This window comes from Flexivirga alba (assembly GCF_042661025.1).
GTDB lineage: Bacteria > Actinomycetota > Actinomycetes > Actinomycetales > Dermatophilaceae > Flexivirga > Flexivirga alba.
The window spans coordinates 2,101,982-2,118,393 of sequence record NZ_JBHSWH010000001.1 but is presented as its reverse complement, the minus strand read 5'-3'; the positions used below and the strand labels follow the sequence as shown (position 1 = coordinate 2,118,393).

Annotated in this window: 16 protein-coding genes; 7 read left to right on the top strand and 9 right to left on the bottom strand. The window is 65.8% G+C overall.

Features of this window, described 5'->3' with window-relative positions; all coding sequences use genetic code 11:
* Positions 1-49 precede the first annotated feature (49 nt).
* Together ACFQDH_RS10485 and sodN are read left to right on the top strand one after the other, a co-directional pair.
* Positions 50-478, top strand: coding sequence for a VOC family protein (locus tag ACFQDH_RS10485; protein ID WP_382401034.1), 429 nt, complete (start codon positions 50-52; stop codon positions 476-478).
* 226 nt (positions 479-704) lie between these two features.
* Positions 705-1,109 (top strand): superoxide dismutase, Ni, encoded by a 405-nt coding sequence (gene sodN / locus ACFQDH_RS10480; RefSeq protein WP_382401032.1) that lies wholly within the window; start codon positions 705-707, stop codon positions 1,107-1,109.
* Between the two features lie 106 nt (positions 1,110-1,215).
* Here the strand turns inward: sodN and ACFQDH_RS10475 are convergent, their stop codons facing one another.
* From ACFQDH_RS10475 to ACFQDH_RS10450, 6 genes are all read right to left on the bottom strand, one after another.
* Complete coding sequence (locus ACFQDH_RS10475) at positions 1,216-1,899, bottom strand: anti-sigma factor family protein (RefSeq protein WP_382401030.1); 684 nt, start codon at positions 1,897-1,899, stop codon at positions 1,216-1,218.
* Complete coding sequence (locus ACFQDH_RS10470) at positions 1,896-2,405, bottom strand: sigma-70 family RNA polymerase sigma factor (protein ID WP_382401028.1); 510 nt, start codon at positions 2,403-2,405, stop codon at positions 1,896-1,898. The genes ACFQDH_RS10475 and ACFQDH_RS10470 overlap by 4 nt, the downstream gene beginning before the upstream one ends.
* A gap of 405 nt (positions 2,406-2,810) precedes the next feature.
* Complete coding sequence (locus ACFQDH_RS10465; protein ID WP_382401026.1) at positions 2,811-5,645, bottom strand: FAD-binding and (Fe-S)-binding domain-containing protein; 2,835 nt, start codon at positions 5,643-5,645, stop codon at positions 2,811-2,813.
* A gap of 5 nt (positions 5,646-5,650) precedes the next feature.
* Positions 5,651-7,234 carry a GMC family oxidoreductase gene (locus ACFQDH_RS10460; RefSeq protein ID WP_382401024.1) on the bottom strand — a complete coding sequence of 528 codons (1,584 nt, stop codon included), beginning with the start codon at positions 7,232-7,234 and terminating at the stop codon, positions 5,651-5,653.
* Between the two features lie 3 nt (positions 7,235-7,237).
* Positions 7,238-7,735, bottom strand: a complete 498-nt coding sequence (locus ACFQDH_RS10455; protein ID WP_382401022.1) for a hypothetical protein — start codon at positions 7,733-7,735, stop codon at positions 7,238-7,240.
* Between the two features lie 177 nt (positions 7,736-7,912).
* On the bottom strand, positions 7,913-8,698 hold the full coding sequence (locus tag ACFQDH_RS10450; protein ID WP_382401020.1) for an IclR family transcriptional regulator: 786 nt from the start codon (positions 8,696-8,698) through the stop codon (positions 7,913-7,915).
* A 181-nt stretch (positions 8,699-8,879) separates the two neighbouring features.
* On the opposite strand from ACFQDH_RS10450, the gene ACFQDH_RS10445 reads away from it, so the two are divergent.
* Positions 8,880-9,197, top strand: coding sequence for a putative quinol monooxygenase (locus ACFQDH_RS10445; protein ID WP_382401018.1), 318 nt, complete (start codon positions 8,880-8,882; stop codon positions 9,195-9,197).
* A 91-nt stretch (positions 9,198-9,288) separates the two neighbouring features.
* Here ACFQDH_RS10445 and ACFQDH_RS10440 read toward each other — a convergent pair whose 3' ends face one another.
* Positions 9,289-10,392: an IS110 family RNA-guided transposase gene (locus ACFQDH_RS10440; protein WP_382401014.1), complete on the bottom strand. Its 1,104-nt coding sequence runs from the start codon at positions 10,390-10,392 to the stop codon at positions 9,289-9,291.
* A 320-nt stretch (positions 10,393-10,712) separates the two neighbouring features.
* Between ACFQDH_RS10440 and ACFQDH_RS10435 the strand changes: the two genes are divergently transcribed.
* The 4 genes from ACFQDH_RS10435 (at position 10,713) to mctP (ending at position 14,623) form a co-directional block, all read left to right on the top strand.
* Positions 10,713-11,006, top strand: coding sequence for a GIY-YIG nuclease family protein (locus tag ACFQDH_RS10435; protein ID WP_382401016.1), 294 nt, complete (start codon positions 10,713-10,715; stop codon positions 11,004-11,006).
* 299 nt (positions 11,007-11,305) lie between these two features.
* On the top strand, positions 11,306-12,409 hold the full coding sequence (locus ACFQDH_RS10430) for an IS110 family RNA-guided transposase (protein ID WP_382401014.1): 1,104 nt from the start codon (positions 11,306-11,308) through the stop codon (positions 12,407-12,409).
* Between the two features lie 217 nt (positions 12,410-12,626).
* Positions 12,627-12,914, top strand: a complete 288-nt coding sequence (locus ACFQDH_RS10425; protein WP_382401012.1) for a DUF3311 domain-containing protein — start codon at positions 12,627-12,629, stop codon at positions 12,912-12,914.
* Positions 12,911-14,623: a monocarboxylate uptake permease MctP gene (gene mctP, locus ACFQDH_RS10420; protein WP_382401010.1), complete on the top strand. Its 1,713-nt coding sequence runs from the start codon at positions 12,911-12,913 to the stop codon at positions 14,621-14,623. Before ACFQDH_RS10425 ends, mctP begins: the two co-directional genes overlap by 4 nt.
* 302 nt (positions 14,624-14,925) lie before the next feature.
* On the opposite strand, the gene ACFQDH_RS10415 is transcribed toward mctP, so the two are convergent.
* Both ACFQDH_RS10415 and ACFQDH_RS10410 read right to left on the bottom strand, forming a co-directional pair.
* Positions 14,926-15,054 carry a hypothetical protein gene (locus tag ACFQDH_RS10415; RefSeq protein WP_382401008.1) on the bottom strand — a complete coding sequence of 43 codons (129 nt, stop codon included), beginning with the start codon at positions 15,052-15,054 and terminating at the stop codon, positions 14,926-14,928.
* A gap of 74 nt (positions 15,055-15,128) precedes the next feature.
* Positions 15,129-16,403 carry an HD-GYP domain-containing protein gene (locus ACFQDH_RS10410; RefSeq protein WP_382401006.1) on the bottom strand — a complete coding sequence of 425 codons (1,275 nt, stop codon included), beginning with the start codon at positions 16,401-16,403 and terminating at the stop codon, positions 15,129-15,131.
* Positions 16,404-16,412: the final 9 nt, after the last annotated feature.

The following is a 16,412-nucleotide window of genomic DNA, read 5'->3' as shown; positions in this document are numbered from 1 at the left end:
CGTCTCGAGGTCCCGCTCACGCGTCGGTGGTCGCTGCTTGACTGGTTTCATGGACGCCAGGGTCAGTTTCATCACGCTCGCCGTTGCCGATCTCGCGCGCACCCGCGCCTTCTATGTCGACGGGCTCGGCTGGCAGCCGGTCTTCGAGGACAGCGACGAGGTCATCATGATCCAGGTCGCGGAGCATCTAATCCTGTCGCTGTGGCAGGTCGATGCGTTCGCGGCCGAGATCGGTGGGCGGCCGTCGACCGGCATACCTCCCCTGACGTTTGCGCACAACACCGTCGACCGGGCGACCGTCGACGCTGTGCTGGCCGACGCGGCAGCCGCGGGCGCGCCGGTCAATGCCGCACAGGATCGGGTCTGGGGCGGCTACTCCGGCTACTTCGCCGACCCGGACGATTTCCGGTGGGAGATCTGCTGGAACCCCGGCGAGATCGGCAAGGTCGTGGTGCCGGACGTCTCCGAGGCCGGCTGAGCGGGACACTCGACGGCAGCCGTCTGCGCTGTCGGAGCGGCCAACGCGCCGATCTGCGACGGTCTCGCATTTTGATAGGTGGGTTCGATCCCCCCAGCCCACCCGAGTAGGTTCGTAGTGAGGAGTGGAAGTCACGCCATGCGGCGGATCTTCCGTTGACTTCAAGTCCGCTTGAAGTGACAGGCTCCCGCCATACGTCCGATGCACCCGACGGAAGGACAACCACATGCTTCGCCGAATCTTTGCCCGCACGATCGAGGTCAGCGCTCACTGCGATCTGCCGTGTGGCGTCTATGACCCCGCTCAGGCGCGGATCGAGGCCGAGTCGGTCAAGGCCATCATCGAGAAGACCGCTGAGCACGCCGACGACATCGACTTCAAGATCCGTGCGGCGATCATCAAGGAGCAGCGCTCCGAGCTGGTCAAGCACCACCTGTGGGTGCTGTGGACCGACTACTTCAAGCCGCCGCACTTCGAGAAGTACCCGCAGCTGCACACGCTGGTCAACGAGGCGACCAAGCTCGCCGGCGCCGGCGGCACCAAGGCCTCGTGGGACGTCAAGACCGCGGACGACCTGCTCGCCAAGATCGACGAGATCGCCAAGATCTTCTGGGAGACCAAGAAGGCCTGACGCCTCACGTCATACAGCTGAAGGCGCCGGATCCCGCCAAAGGTCCGGCGCCTTTCGCGCATGCTGGTCGAGTAGCGGCGAGGCGCGTATCGAGACCGCGGGCCTATCAATCCGGGTTGGCTGACAGCAGGACAGACCCGTCAGCGTTGCGGATCTGCACGTGTGCGATCTTCGCCCGCGGCACAGCGGTGGCCGCTGTCAGCTTCGCCGTCGTCCCGGGCTCGGCCGACCAGGTCGAGATGGAACTCGCGTGCCCGGCGTCGTCGACGACATACAGGGAGTAGACGGCCTCGCCGCCGCCCCACTGCGCCGACTCGGCATACGTGCACTTCATGCTCACCTCGGTCCCCCACGCCTTGTCATGCAGCTGAAGGGTCGCGCTCAGCGGGTTGGTGTGCACCTGTTGCATCGCGACCGTGACGCCCGGCGGCGTGCTGTCGCGCTGCTGGACCACGACCGCCCCGCCGATGACGAGGACCGCCGAAGCTGCCACCGCCGCAAGAGAAACCGTCCATCGGCGCCGACGGCGGATGCTGGTCACTTCGCCTTGTGCCATGGAACGAGTGCGCGCCAGCAGGTCGGCCGGGGGCGGCTCGGACACATCGCCGGGAACTTCGTCGGCCGGCACCTTCCCCAACAGCCCTGGTATGACGGCCAATCCACGCACCGCAGCCGAGCACTCCGGGCACTCGGCGAGGTGCTGCTCGTATGCCGCGCGTTCACCGGGCGACAGTGCGCCGAGCACGTATGCCGCGTCCCACTCGGCGAATTCGTCATGTCTGTCGGTCATCTCGTCACCCCTCTCTCCTGCAGTGCCAGTCGCAATGCGCGCATTCCATAGTGCATGCGTGACTTGACGGTGCCCGGTGGCACGCCGATGTCGTCGGCGATCTCGGCCACCGTCGCTCGACCGTAATAGGCACGCACGACCACCTCTCGATGCTGCACGCTGAGGGCGGCGAGCGCGTCCACAATCATCGCGGTGTCGAAGACCGCGTCGACCTGATCGCCCGCGCGTTCTTCGGGCAGCACCTCGGTGGCGACTTCCCGGCGGTGCCTGGCCGATCGGGACTCGTCGATCACCAGCCGCCGAGCGACGGTGAAGAGCCACGCTCTTGCCGAGGTAGCGCTCGTCTCGGTCTCGTCGGTGATGCCCTCGCGCCAGGCGCGGAGCATGGTCTCCTGCACGACGTCCTGGGCGAACGCCCGGTCGCCGGTCAGCCGAACGGCATACGCCCACAGCGCATTCGCGTGATCACGATGCAACTGATCGAGCACATCCGGGTCCGTGACCATCACCACCTCCGCCCGTGACACGAGACCGGGCCGCAAAAGGTTCAATCGAACCCACGCGCCCGCTCCTGTGTCACCAACATGCACACCGCCGATGAGATCAACGGCCTGCCCGCACACCCGCTGCTCATGCACACCGTCGTCGTTCTGTTGCCGCTTGCTGCTCTCTGCACCATCCTGCTCGCTCTGTGGCCTGCTGCGCGAGGCCTCCCGCCATGCCAAGCGCGTGCCGGGCCGGCGGCGCGCCATACAACGCGGTTGGCATGGCCAGGAGGTCGGGCCAGGATTGCGCCATGCCAAGCGCGCGGCATACAACGCGGTTGGCATGGCCGGAAAATCGTGGCCCGGCCGTGCCATGCCAAGCGCGTCCCGACGTGTCACAACGCGATCGACATGGCCGCGGCGGCGTCAGATGTGCTCGGCGAGGACTTCGAGGATGTGCCGGTAGGGCTGACCGGTGGCACGCGCCATACCTAGCTCGCAGGTGCGGTTGGCCGAAACATACTCAGTACCAGCGACATCCGGGAGGTCGGCAACCTGCGCGGCTTCCGGGGCGGTGGCGGAGGCGGTGAGCTCGGGGTGCAGCAGGCCGCGGTCGCCCGCGAATGCGCAACAACCCCAGTCGGTCGGGACCACGACCTCGTCGGCGACCGCTTCGGCCAGCCGCATCAGCGCTGGCGTCGAGCCAAGCACAGTCGTCGCACACGTCGGGTGCACGACGACGCGTGGGACTCGGGTCCGCACTGTCAGTTTGGGCAGCACCGTCGAGGCGACGAAGTCGAGTGCGTCGAGGACGGTGAACTCGGTTGCCAGCGGTCTCGATACGGGCTGGCCCTTGGGGGCTCGCCCTACTCGACCCACACCAAGCAGCTTGATCAGGCCCTCCGCGCAGGAACTCGCGTCCACCACAACCGGCAATCGGCCGCCGTCCGTGGCATCGGCCAACGCAATCAGCACCCGCTCCCGCATCTCCTCATGACCGCTCCGATAGCCCTCGGACGACCACGGAGTGCCGCAACAGAGTCCGTCGATGCTCGCCGGCGTCCGCACCGAAACGCCTGCTGCGCCGCACAATTCGACCAGCGCCGCCGATGCACCGTCACCGGACGCCGCTCCGAACATCGCTCCGATGCACGCCGGGAAGAGCACGGCCACGGGCGCGTCGGCTGACACCTTGGGACGGCTGCGTCCACCCGCCGGTAGGTCACCGCTGTAGAGCGGCACCCGATCGTCACCTGCGACCGCACGCGCCCAACGCGTCACTGTCCCAGGCAAACGCGCGGGTATGGCGTGAGCGGTGCTCAACGCCGCGGATCCCGCACGGGTCGTAGCCGACCAATGCTTCGCCGCGGCCGCCCATGCGCGGCCTTCCACCCGCGAGGCGTCCTCCGCCCGCAGCCGGCGCACCAGGTCACCGGTGTCTATGTGCACCGGGCAGACCGTGCCGCACATGCCGTCGGCAGCGCAGGTCTGCACGCCGTCATACTCGTAGTCGGCCGAGAGTGCCTGCACGAGTTCGTCGTCCCCCGCCAGCCGGGCCTGCTCCAGCTCGCGTCGCAACACGATCCGCTGCCTCGGTGTGAGGGTGATCGACCGTGACGGGCAGACGGGTTCGCAATAGCCGCACTCGACACAGCGGTCGACCTCCTCCTCGACGGGCGGCGACGTCTTCAGGTCCTTCAGATGCGCCTGCGGGTCGTCGGTCAACAACGCACCGGGGTTGAGCACCATGTGTGGATCGGCGAGACGCTTCACCTCGCGCATTACCTCGTAAAGCTCTGTGCCGTATTGCCTTTCGACGAACGGTGCCATGATCCGGCCGGTTCCGTGCTCCGCCTTCAGAGTGCCGCCGAGGCCGAGGACCACGTCGACCAGATCGGTGGTGAAACGGTCGTACCGGTCCAGCTTCGCCGCGTTGCCGAACTCCTCGACGAGCAGAAAATGCAGGTTGCCGTCGCGTGCGTGACCGAAGACAACGGAGTCGTCATACGAGTGCTTGACGAAGAGCTCGGTCAGTTGCGTGCACAACTCGCCGAGTCGCGGCACGGGCACGGCGACGTCCTCGAGCAATGCGTTGGTGCCGGATGGTCGTGCACCGGCGACCGCGCTGAAGAGTCCCTTGCGCGTGGTCCACAGGGCGGCGCGGGCGGCGCTGTCGGTCGTCATACGCAGTGGCGTCTGCAGGGGTAACTTGTCGAGGGCCGGCTCGGATCGTGCTCGTAATGCTGCCAATTCGTCGTCATCGCCGGCCTGCAGCTCTATGAGGACGGCTGCCTGCTCCCGCAGCTCCAGCCCGGCGATCTCGGGCGGACACTTCGGGTCGGCCTGCGCGACACGTAGCGACTGCACGTCGAGCAGTTCCCCCGTCACGACGCCCGCCGTCACAATTTCATCGACGCTCGCCGATGCGGTCACCAGATCGTTGAAGACCAGCAACCCGGTCGCGGCCTTGGGCAGCACCGGCAGTGTTCGGAACACCACGGACGCAACGAAACCGAGCGTCCCCTCGCTGCCGATCAGCAGGTGGCTGAGGATCTCGACCGGATCGTCGTGATCGAGGAAGGCGTTGACGGCATACCCCATGGTGTTCTTGATGGCGAAGAGCCGCTCGATGGTGGCCACCGACTCCGGGCTCGCGCGTACCCGGTCTCGCAACGTCGAAAGTCCCTGGTGGATAACGGGTTCACGCTCACGCAGCAGTTGGTCGGCGTCGGCACGAGCGGTGTCCACGACTGTCCCGGACGGCAACACGAAAACCATCGACTCGATCGTGCGATAGGAGTTGAACTCCGTGCCGCACTGCATGCCCGAGGAGTTGTCCGCGACAACGCCACCGATGGTGCAGGCGACCTCGCTCGCGGGGTCCGGGCCGAGGCGGCGTCCATGATGCGCCAGTCGTGCGTTCACGGCCCGTACGGTGACGCCCGGTTGCACGCGCACCCGCGCGCCGTTGTCGAGCACCTCGACACCGGTGAATCCCGCACGCGTGTCGACCAGGATCTGATCGGTCACCGCCTGCCCGGACAGCGAGGTGCCACCGCTGCGGAACGTCATCGGTATGCCGAGCCGGGTGCACGCGCGCATCACCTCGGCGACTTGGGCGGTGTTGCGCGGCACCGCAACTGCCGATGGGATCAACAGGTAGTGCGACGCGTCGTGTGCGCGGGCTCGAAGGTCGAGGGCGCGGTCGAGCACCTCGACGCCGGAGAGCGCGCTCCGGAGGCGGGTCGATGTGTCCGTCATACGGCTTAGAGTGCACCCTTCGCGAGTTCGTCGGCGATGAACTCCGCCTGCCGGATCGCCAGAGCGACGATGGTCAGGGTCGGGTTGGCGGCGGCGCCACTGGTCATCTGGGATCCGTCCGAGACGAACAGCCCTGGCACGTCGTGTGCTTGACCGTGCGAATCGACCACGCCGTCCTCCGGCCGGGCACTCATCCGACACGTCCCCAAGTTGTGGGTCGAGGGGTATGGCGGAGTGTGGTGCGTGCTCTGCGCGCCGACGGCCTCGTAGACGAGATCCGCTCTGGAATATGCATGTTCGCGCATCGCGACGTCGTTCGGGTGGTCGTCGAAGTGCACGTTCGGCACCGGCAAGCCCCACTGGTCCTGCTCGGCGGTGTTGAGCGTGACGCGGTTCGTCTCCTGCGGCAGGTCCTCACCGACGACCCAGAGCCCGGCCGTGTTGACGTAGTCGTCCATCAGTGCGGCGAAGTCGGCGCCCCACCCGCCCGGCTCGACGAAGGCACCCATGAATGCCGGTCCCAGCGAGAGCGTTTCGAGGTAGTAGCCACCGGCGAAGCCACGCGAGGTGTCCAGCCGTGCCTCGTCGGCGATGATGCCGGCCATCGTCTCGCCGCGGTACATCCGCACGGGTTTGTCGAACTTCGCGTAGACCGATGCGGTGGTGTGTCGTAGGTAGTTGCGGCCCACCTGACCGGAGGAGTTCGCCAGGCCGTTGGGGTGCAATGACGACGCGCTCATCAACAGCAATCGGGGTGACTCGATCGAATTACCTGCTACACAAACAACTTTCGCACTCTGTCGGTGCAGGTTGCCGTTCTTGTCCAGATAGAGCACGCCGTCGACGTGGCCCTTCGCGTCGTGCGTGATCTGCACGGCGTGGCTCTCGGTCCGCAGGTCGAGCTTGCCGGTTGCCAGCGCACGAGGGATCTCGCGCACGGCCGTCGACCACTTCGAGGAGTTCTTGTCGCCCTGGAAGTTGAAGCCGTCCTGGATCGAGGCAGGCCGGCCGTCATACGGCTCGGCGTTGGTGGCGTATGGCCCCGTCGCGTAGAACTTGTAGCCCACTGCCTCGGCGCCGTTGGCGAACACCTTGTAGTTGTTGTTCGCGGGCAGCGGTGGCCGGCCGTGCCGGTGGGTCGACCCCACCGCCTTCTCGGCGGCGTCGTAGTAGGGCTCGAGCTCGGCGAGCGTGATCGGCCAGTCCAGCAGGTTCGCGCCCCGCACCCCGCCGTAGTAGCTCTTGGTCTTGAATTCGTACTCCTTGAAGCGCGGGGTCGCTCCCGACCAGTGCGTCGTCGAGCCCCCGACCGCCTTGACGATCCACGTCGGCAGGTTCGGGAAGTCCGTTGCCACGCGCCAAGATCCGGAGGTCGTGCGCTTGTCGAGCCAGGCCATATGGTTGAACGCGGCCCACTCGTCGTTCTCGTAGTCGTCGGGCTTCAGGTAGGGCCCGGCCTCCAGCACGACGCACGGTATGCCGCGAGCGGTCAGCTCGTAGGCCAGTGTGCCACCACCAGCGCCGGAGCCGACGATGACAATTGCGCTCCCGTCGTCGTGCGCGACCTGAAATCCGCTGTCATTGCTCATAGCTCACGCCTCCTTCAGCTGGTCTTGGTCTGCCACTTCAACGAATGCACTGGGTGCGTCATACTCCTCGATGCGTGGGTCCGGCAGCCAGTCGAGATCGTCGAAGCCACGGTTCAGGTAGCCGCCCTGGGAGAAGGACTCACCCTCGTAGCCGAGCGCTTTCCAGACTTCGTGGTCGTCATACAGGATCGGCACGGCGACACCGCGGATGAAGCGGAAGAACTCCGCGTCGGCGATCTTCGTGAGGACACCGGCTGCCGCTGTGTCGTCCAGGTCGCGGAACGGGCCGCCTGCCGCACTGTCCAGGGAGCGCAGCCCGCTGCTCAACACCGTGCAATGCCAAACGGATTCGTGCACTTGCTCGAGAATCTTGTCGGCAGTTCGCTCATAGGGGCCATCGGGGAACTGCGCGTGCGGGTATGCCGTGCGCAGCAGCTTGACCAGGTTCGCGCGGTCGTCCGCGCCGAGCGCGCTCTCATCGATGTTCGGCTGCGTTGCCATCGGTACCTCCAGGGGATGTGATGGCGATCACAGTAGATAGCCGGAGCCGACTCCCCCAAGGGTCGTTCTCGCAAAGCGATAACCCGCCAAGCGGGTTGAGTAGCGGAGGAGCGCAACGGGGGTGCGTATCGAAACCAGCTTTTGCTGATCGAGTAGCGACGAAGGAGCGTATCGAGATCAGCCCGTATGGCCTGACCGGTAGTAGCGACTGACCGCGGACGCCGTACACCGCAGCTCGTGCTCGACCTCGTCACGCCGCAGAGCGATGCGCTCCATCGGACCCGACACCGCCACCGACCCGACGACGCGGCCGGACCCGGTACGGACAGCGGCCGCGCAGCACATCGCGCCAGCCTGGAATTCCTCTATTTCCCAGGCGATTCCGCGGTCTGCGACCTCGGCGAGTTGTGCCGTCAGCTCCAGGCGCGTCGTCAACGTCCCCGGGCCGAAGCGTGGCATCGGCTCCGGGTCGAGGTGACGCTCGCGCTGCTCGTCGTCCATGTCGGCGAGCAAGATCTTGCCGAGCGCGGTGGCATGCGCGGCCTCGTGGAAGCCGAAGCCGATCGGCTTCAGGCGCGGCGCGCTCGGCGAGTCCACCGTGTGCACGACGACGATCTGCGAGCCGCGGTGGATCGCGAAGTATGCCGCCAGGCCCATCCGCTGATGCAGGGCCGCGATCTCTTTGCCGACAGCGCGCGGTACGCCGATCTGCTGGTGCAGGCTGAGGGCCAACTCGTGCAGTTTGTAGCCGAGCTCGAAGCGTTTCTCGGTGCGGATGTGGATGAGGTACTCAGAGTCCAGCAACTCGCGCAGCAGCCGGTAGACGGTCGGCAGTGGCAGCTCGGTCGCGTCGGCGATCTCCTTGGCGCTGGCGCCACCTCGTGCGGCGACAAGCTCCAGGATCTGCAGCGTCCGCCGGACCGAACCACCGCGGGTCGAGACGCCCTCGTCCACCACGCTCATCCTTCGACTGTACGTCGCCGGACGGCGCCCGCGCCGGGTGATCGGGATCGTTCACCGGGCGGGTTGTCACGCTGTGAGAACTGCCCTCCCGATTCCGCACACCGGCATGCCAGAGTGAGCCACCTGCGACGCCGCGCGCGGAGCAGTGCGCCATACAACCCGAGCCTGCGAGGAGACCGAGATGATCTTCATCTGCGTGAAGTGGAAGGTGAAGCCCGAGTTCGCCGAGGGGTGGATCGAGCTGTCCAAGACGTTCACCGACGCCACCCGGGCCGAGCCCGGCAACCTCTTCTTCGACTGGTCCCGCAACGTCGAGGACCCGAACGAATATGTGTTGATCGAGGCGTTCAAGGACGACGCCGCCGAGGCGCACGTGACGTCCGAGCACTTCAAGACCGCTCAGCGCGAACTGCCGCAGTATGTCCAGGAGACCCCGCGCGTCCGCAACGTGCAGATGGACGGCGATCACTGGGACGAGCTCGGAGAGTTCAAGATCTGAGCCAAAGGTGGCCGAGGAGCGACGAAGCGGTGCCTTGAGGAGCTCGTGAGGAACGAGCGAGCGTCACGAAAGGGAGATGCTCCTATATCTGTCAAGCAGCGTTTTGGGCTGCTTGTTCGGGGATGGTTGGCAGGGTGATGGACTCGGTCAGGGCTTGCGTGATCAGGCGCTGAACGTCGCGGGCGACGTAGCGTTTGAGGCACCGGATGACGTCGCGTTTCTTGAGGCCGTTGGCGGTCCGGCGAGCGATGTAGTCGCGTGTTGGTTGATGGTGGGCTATCCGGTTGATGACGATTTGGTGCAGCGCGTGGTTGCCCTGTCGGTCGCCGCCGCGGTTGAGCCGGTGCCGGTCGGTTCTGCCCGAGGATGCCGGGATCGGTGAGGCCCCGCACAGTGCAGCGAACGATGCGTCGGTGCGGATCCGGTCGGGGTTGCCGCCGGCGGTGACGAGAAGCTGGGCTGCGGTTTGGATACCGATGCCGGACTGCTTTAGCAGTTTCGGGCAGGCGCGGGCGACCAGCGGGGCCAGGTCGGCGTCGATGTCAGCGATCTCTTCATTCAGGGCTTGGTAGCGGCGCGCGAGTCGACGCAGGGTGGCTTTGACTGCCTGAGCTGGGTCGTGGATGCGGGCATGGTCGGGGCGTAGCCGCGCGCAGGTGGCGATCAGCTGCGTTATCGGTAGGTCGTCCAGGTGGGCGCGTAGGTCTGCCGGTGCGGTGATCATGTGCGCGCGTAGCGAATTGATAGCAGCGGTACGGGATTTGATCGCGCTACGTCTACCCGAACGCAGCACCGCGATGGCCTCGATGACACCGGTGGTGTCCTTCGGTGCGGTGGCCGCGGTCCCGGCCAACACGCCACGGGCGGCCATCAACGCATCGATCGGAGCGGACTTACCCACGCGCCGTCGGGTGCCACGGTCGGGTCGGTTGACCTCGATCACGCGTCCCCCAGCGCTTAGCAGGTGGCGGGTCAGTGCGGCACCGTAGGAACTGGTGCCCTCGACACCGACCGCTACGACGTGCCCGAGCGCGGTCAACCATGCCCATAGCTGGGCGTACCCCTGCGCAGTCGTGGGGAACGTCGCGTGACCCAGTTCTTGGCCTCGTTCGTCAATGGCGGCCACGGTGTGGGTGTCGCGGTGGGTATCCACGCCGCCGATGATTCGGGGGTGATCTTCTACCATGGTGAGCATCCGTTCTCTTTACGGGTGGGCGGATGCGCACCGGCCGGTGTGGGTAGACAGCACATAGACGAGGCCCGGTATGGCCACGCTCCTATCAAGTCATATCCGCCCGGTCGGCACGCGCACGCCGGGCAAGGGGACCGATCTCGTGAAAGACAGTCCTGACTAGAGGACGTCGGCGTCTCGAGGAGTCACCCTTGCCCAGCACACGCACCATCATCTATGCGTCTCGAGGTCCCGCGCGTCCACATCCACTGCAAACGCGAAACTCGTCCACAATCCACCCGGTTTAGGGCGACTTCCGTCTCGAGCCTGCTCAAAATCGGCACATGGCTTGGACCTACATCCTGCGCTGCGGCGACGGAAGCTACTACGTCGGCAGCACCCGCGACCTTGATCGTCGTATGACGGAGCACTACGCCGGGATGGGCTCGGCATACACCAGCGATCGTATGCCGGTCGAACTCGTCTGGTTCATGGAGACATCGCACATTGGCGAGGCATATGCGTTGGAGCGCAAGCTGCACGGCTGGAGCCGCCCGAAGCGTGAGGCGTTGATCGCCGGGCGGTTCGACCTGTTGCCAGGGTTGGCAAAGCGGCGCACGAGCAGTAGCGACGATTGACGGTCGAGGTGCGCGGGACCTCGAGACGCAGCTTCCCCCGCTTCGCTCCTCCTCGGCCACCTCGCGATCGGGACCTCGAGACGCATAGATGATGGTGCGTGTGCTGGGCAAGGGTGACTCCTCGAGACGCCGACGTCCTCTAGTCAGGACTGTCTTTCACGAGATCGGTCCCCTTGCCCGGCGTGCGCGTGCCGACCGGGCGGATATGACTTGATAGGAGCGTGGCCATACCGGGCCTCGTCTATGTGCTGTCTACCCACACCGGCCGGTGCGCATCCGCCCACCCGTAAAGAGAACGGATGCTCACCATGGTAGAAGATCACCCCCGAATCATCGGCGGCGTGGATACCCACCGCGACACCCACACCGTGGCCGCCATTGACGAACGAGGCCAAGAACTGGGTCACGCGACGTTCCCCACGACTGCGCAGGGGTACGCCCAGCTATGGGCATGGTTGACCGCGCTCGGGCACGTCGTAGCGGTCGGTGTCGAGGGCACCAGTTCCTACGGTGCCGCACTGACCCGCCACCTGCTAAGCGCTGGGGGACGCGTGATCGAGGTCAACCGACCCGACCGTGGCACCCGACGGCGCGTGGGTAAGTCCGCTCCGATCGATGCGTTGATGGCCGCCCGTGGCGTGTTGGCCGGGACCGCGGCCACCGCACCGAAGGACACCACCGGTGTCATCGAGGCCATCGCGGTGCTGCGTTCGGGTAGACGTAGCGCGATCAAATCCCGTACCGCTGCTATCAATTCGCTACGCGCGCACATGATCACCGCACCGGCAGACCTACGCGCCCACCTGGACGACCTACCGATAACGCAGCTGATCGCCACCTGCGCGCGGCTACGCCCCGACCATGCCCGCATCCACGACCCAGCTCAGGCAGTCAAAGCCACCCTGCGTCGACTCGCGCGCCGCTACCAAGCCCTGAATGAAGAGATCGCTGACATCGACGCCGACCTGGCCCCGCTGGTCGCCCGCGCCTGCCCGAAACTGCTAAAGCAGTCCGGCATCGGTATCCAAACCGCAGCCCAGCTTCTCGTCACCGCCGGCGGCAACCCCGACCGGATCCGCACCGACGCATCGTTCGCTGCACTGTGCGGGGCCTCACCGATCCCGGCATCCTCGGGCAGAACCGACCGGCACCGGCTCAACCGCGGCGGCGACCGACAGGGCAACCACGCGCTGCACCAAATCGTCATCAACCGGATAGCCCACCATCAACCAACACGCGACTACATCGCTCGCCGGACCGCCAACGGCCTCAAGAAACGCGACGTCATCCGGTGCCTCAAACGCTACGTCGCCCGCGACGTTCAGCGCCTGATCACGCAAGCCCTGACCGAGTCCATCACCCTGCCAACCATCCCCGAACAAGCAGCCCAAAACGCTGCTTGACAGATATAGGAGCATCTCCTTCGTCGCTCCTCGGCCACCTTAGGTTCGGGACCTCGAGACGCCCGCTCGGTCCTCACGAGCTCCTCGGCCACCTCAGGGTTCTCGGCCAGCCTCGGCCACCTCAAACTATGGATCGCGTAAATCTCACCCGTACCAGGCGTCACGGCGGTAGCTTTTTCCGGTTAGCACCGTCACTACGACCCCGAGGTTGTACCGGATGAATCAACACAAATACCCAGACAAGGCCCCACCGGCCGACCGCCGTCTACAAGTCCTCGCGGGCCTCGTGCTCCTACTGCCGATGATCGCGCTCGTGCCCGTCGGCTGGTACGCCCGGACCACACCGAAGCTGGGCGCCTTTCCCTTCTTCATCTGGTATCAGATGGCGCTGGTCGTCTTCTGCGTCATCTGCACGTCGATCGCCTACGTGTTGGTCACCAAAGCTCGTCCTCCCGTGCCGTTCCAAGCGGCCGACGCATCGACCATCCAGGACGGTGAGGTATGACGAACTTCCTTCACACTGCAGCGAATCCGTCGCATCCGGGCGGCGGCCTCAACGTCTCGGCAACGATCGTCCTGGTCCTGCTCTTCCTGCTGGTCACCGTCATGGGCTTCATGGCGTCCCGGTGGCGTCGTGGAAGCAATCTGGACTCGCTGGACGAGTGGGGCCTCGGCGGCCGCAGCTTCGGCACCTGGATCACCTGGTTCCTGCTGGGCGGTGACCTCTACACGGCATACACGTTCGTGGCCGTTCCGGCGGCGATGTTCAGCGCCGGCGCGGTCAGCGGCTTCTTCGCGGTGCCCTACACGATCGTGCTCTACCCGATCATCTTCTTCTTCATGTCGCGCCTGTGGTCGGTCAGTCACCGGCACGGCTATGTCACCGCCGGCGACTTCGTCCGCGGCCGCTACGGCTCACGCGAGTTGTCCCTGGCGATCTCGATCACCGGTTTCGTCGCGACGCTGCCCTACATTGCGTTGCAGTTGGTGGGTATTCAGGCTGTCCTCGAAGTCGCCGGTATCGGCGGCAAGGGCAACTGGTTCGCGAACGACGCACCGCTCTTCGTCGCGTTCATCATTCTCGCGGCCTACACCTACACCAGCGGTCTGCGGGCGCCGGCGATCATCGCCTTCGTCAAGGACATCCTGATCTACCTGGTGATCATCGTCGCGGTGATCTATCTGCCCAGCAAGATCGGTGGCTGGAACCACATCTTCGACGCCGTGCACGCCAAGTCGGAGTCACCCGCCGGCAAGGCTGCCAAATTCACCGACACGGTCGGCCCGAAGGCTCAATGGGCTTACGTGACACTGGCATTCGGCTCCGCAATGGCGCTCTTCATGTATCCGCACTCGATCACTGCGGTGTTGTCGTCCAAGAGTCGCAACACGATCCGCAAGAACGCGTCGATCCTGCCGGCATACTCCTTCGTGCTCGGGTTGCTAGCGCTGCTCGGCTGGGTGGCCATCGCCGCCGGGACCAAGCCGATCGGACTCAACGGCAAGCCCAACGCGCAGCTGGTCGTGCCGCAGCTCTTCGAGGATCAGTTCCCGAGCTGGTTCGCGGGAATTGCGTTCGCAGCCATCGCAATCGGCGCACTGGTGCCCGCCGCGATCATGTCGATCGCCGCGTCCAACACCTTCACGCGCAACATCTACAAGGAATGGATCCGGCCGAACGCGACGCCCACGGAGGAGGCCAAGATCTCCAAGCTGACGTCGCTCGTGGTCAAGGTCTTTGCGCTCATCTTCGTGCTCGCGATGGACAAGCAGAACGCCATCAACCTGCAGTTGCTGGGTGGCATCTGGATCCTGCAGACCTTCCCGGCGATCGTGATCGGGCTCTACACCCGATGGATGCACCGGTATGCGTTGCTCGCCGGTTGGGCAGTCGCGATGGTCTACGGCACGTGGCGCGCCTATGACGTCGCCAGCCCCGCCACCAAGCACTTCGGTGGGTCACTGTCGAACATCCCGGTCATCGGTCAGCTCGGCTACATCGCGTTCACCGCGGTCATCATCAACGTGGTGATCGCCGTGGTGCTCACGCTCATCTTCAACGCGTTGAAGGTGCCGGCCGGAGTCGACGAGACCGTGGTCGCCGACTACTTCGTGGAATCCGACGACCCGCGGGTCGATCACAACTACGACCCGACGGACCTCGGCACCGGCGAGCCCTCCGGCCCGTCATTGACAAAGCCCGACCCGGCCTGACTCGAGGACCATCCCGCATGACGGCTTCTTCGGCGAGTGACGGTTTTCGGCCGTCACTCGGCGAGGGAGCCGTCATTCGCGCTACGAGCGACACGACCCTGCGCAGCCACACCGAATACGACCGTTGCAGGAAGCCCTACATCACCACTTGCCCCGTCTAGGCACCGACCACCGTCGACGCTGGAAGCACCGCCGCGGACAGGACGATCGCCACAACACCGCGGCTGCGCTCGGTATGTCGCGCGCCACGATCTACCGCAAGATCAAAGGATTCGGCATCCGCGTGGAGGTGTCATCGTGAGTCAACGACTGCCGAACACCCTCGAACCGGTGAGGACGAGGGCCATGTCGTATGCCGCAGCTGCGGCCGAACCGCCGACATCGACGACGTGACGGCCGATGCAGTTTGCCGGGACGTCGCCGACAACCACGGGTTCGTCATGATCGAGACCGAGGTCCTCTGCCGGGGAAGGTGCCCCAGCTGCTCGTCGTAATCCGGACGGGTTCAGCGGGCGCGGTCGTCGTGTCCCGCCGTGACTTTGATCAGCAGGTCCAACACGGTCGGGTCGTATTCATAGCCGATGCCGAGCGTCAACCGCTCGATCGCCGCGTCCCGCAGCGCGTCGTCTCCTCGGGTCAGGTCCTCGAATGCGTTGCAAACCTTGACGATTCGTGCACTCATCGGGACCGACTCGCCATACTCCTGCACCTCACGGAACTGCACCACCTGCGCCTCGATGATGTCGGCGACCCGGTCGAGCACCTCTGTACGGCGCACGATGCGAGCGCCCTCGTCGGCGATGCCACGCTGGTCCGACGGTGCCACGTCGATGGTGGCGCCACCAGGGATCGGCACGGCAAGCGAAACCTGGCCGATGTCGTGCAGGCGCGCTGCGTCCTCCAGCTCGTCGAGCTCCCTGTCGTTCAAGTGCAACTCGGCACCGATTCGGCGGGACAGCGCCGCTACCCGGGCCGAGTGGCCGATCGGGGTGTAGCCGGCAATGTCGGTCAGCTGCGCCAGCGCGGCGATCGTCTGCCGCCGCGTGTCGATCACCGACGCCTGCTGTTGCAGCGCAAAACGCAACAACACCAACGGTGCCGACATCAGAGGTATGGCAAGGACGCCCAACGCCGACATCCCCAGCGCGATCGCGATCGACGTCGAGACGACCGCTGCGTTGAGGGCGGTCTGGATCCGGGCAACCTCGTTGAATTCCGTCCGGAAGGACCGACCACTGCGGTGCAGGAAGACCGACGCGATGAGCATCACCGCACCGGCGACAGCGCCCACAACAGCCATCGCGACGGCCGAACGCCAGCGGTGCGAGCCCCACGCGCCATACATGTCGATGGCGGAGACGCCGTTGAAGAACGGGACGTCGCGGTAGAGCACCGCCGCGATCGCTACCGCGAGCAGCGGGCCGAGCCGCGCCATCGGCGCCGGCCGAATGCCGAGGAAACGCCAGCTCAGCAGCCCGCCCAGCATCCGACCGACAACCACGGTCGCGATCACCTGCCAGGTCGCGTCCGGCACACGACCAGCGAAGCTGAACGGTTGTGGACCCGCGAACGCCACGCTGAGCGCGACCGCAGTCGCGACCGGTGTGCTCGCCCTCCCGCCGAAGAGCGACAGGTGCAGCAAGGATGCACAAGCGATCGCCAACGTGAAGCAACCGAGCACGAGAGGACCCGACGCTGTGGTCAGGTGCTCCTGCAGCACGGCCGCACAGAGACAAGCGACCACCAACACGGCGGACCAGAGGGCTATCGGGGTCCGCACCCCGGCGAC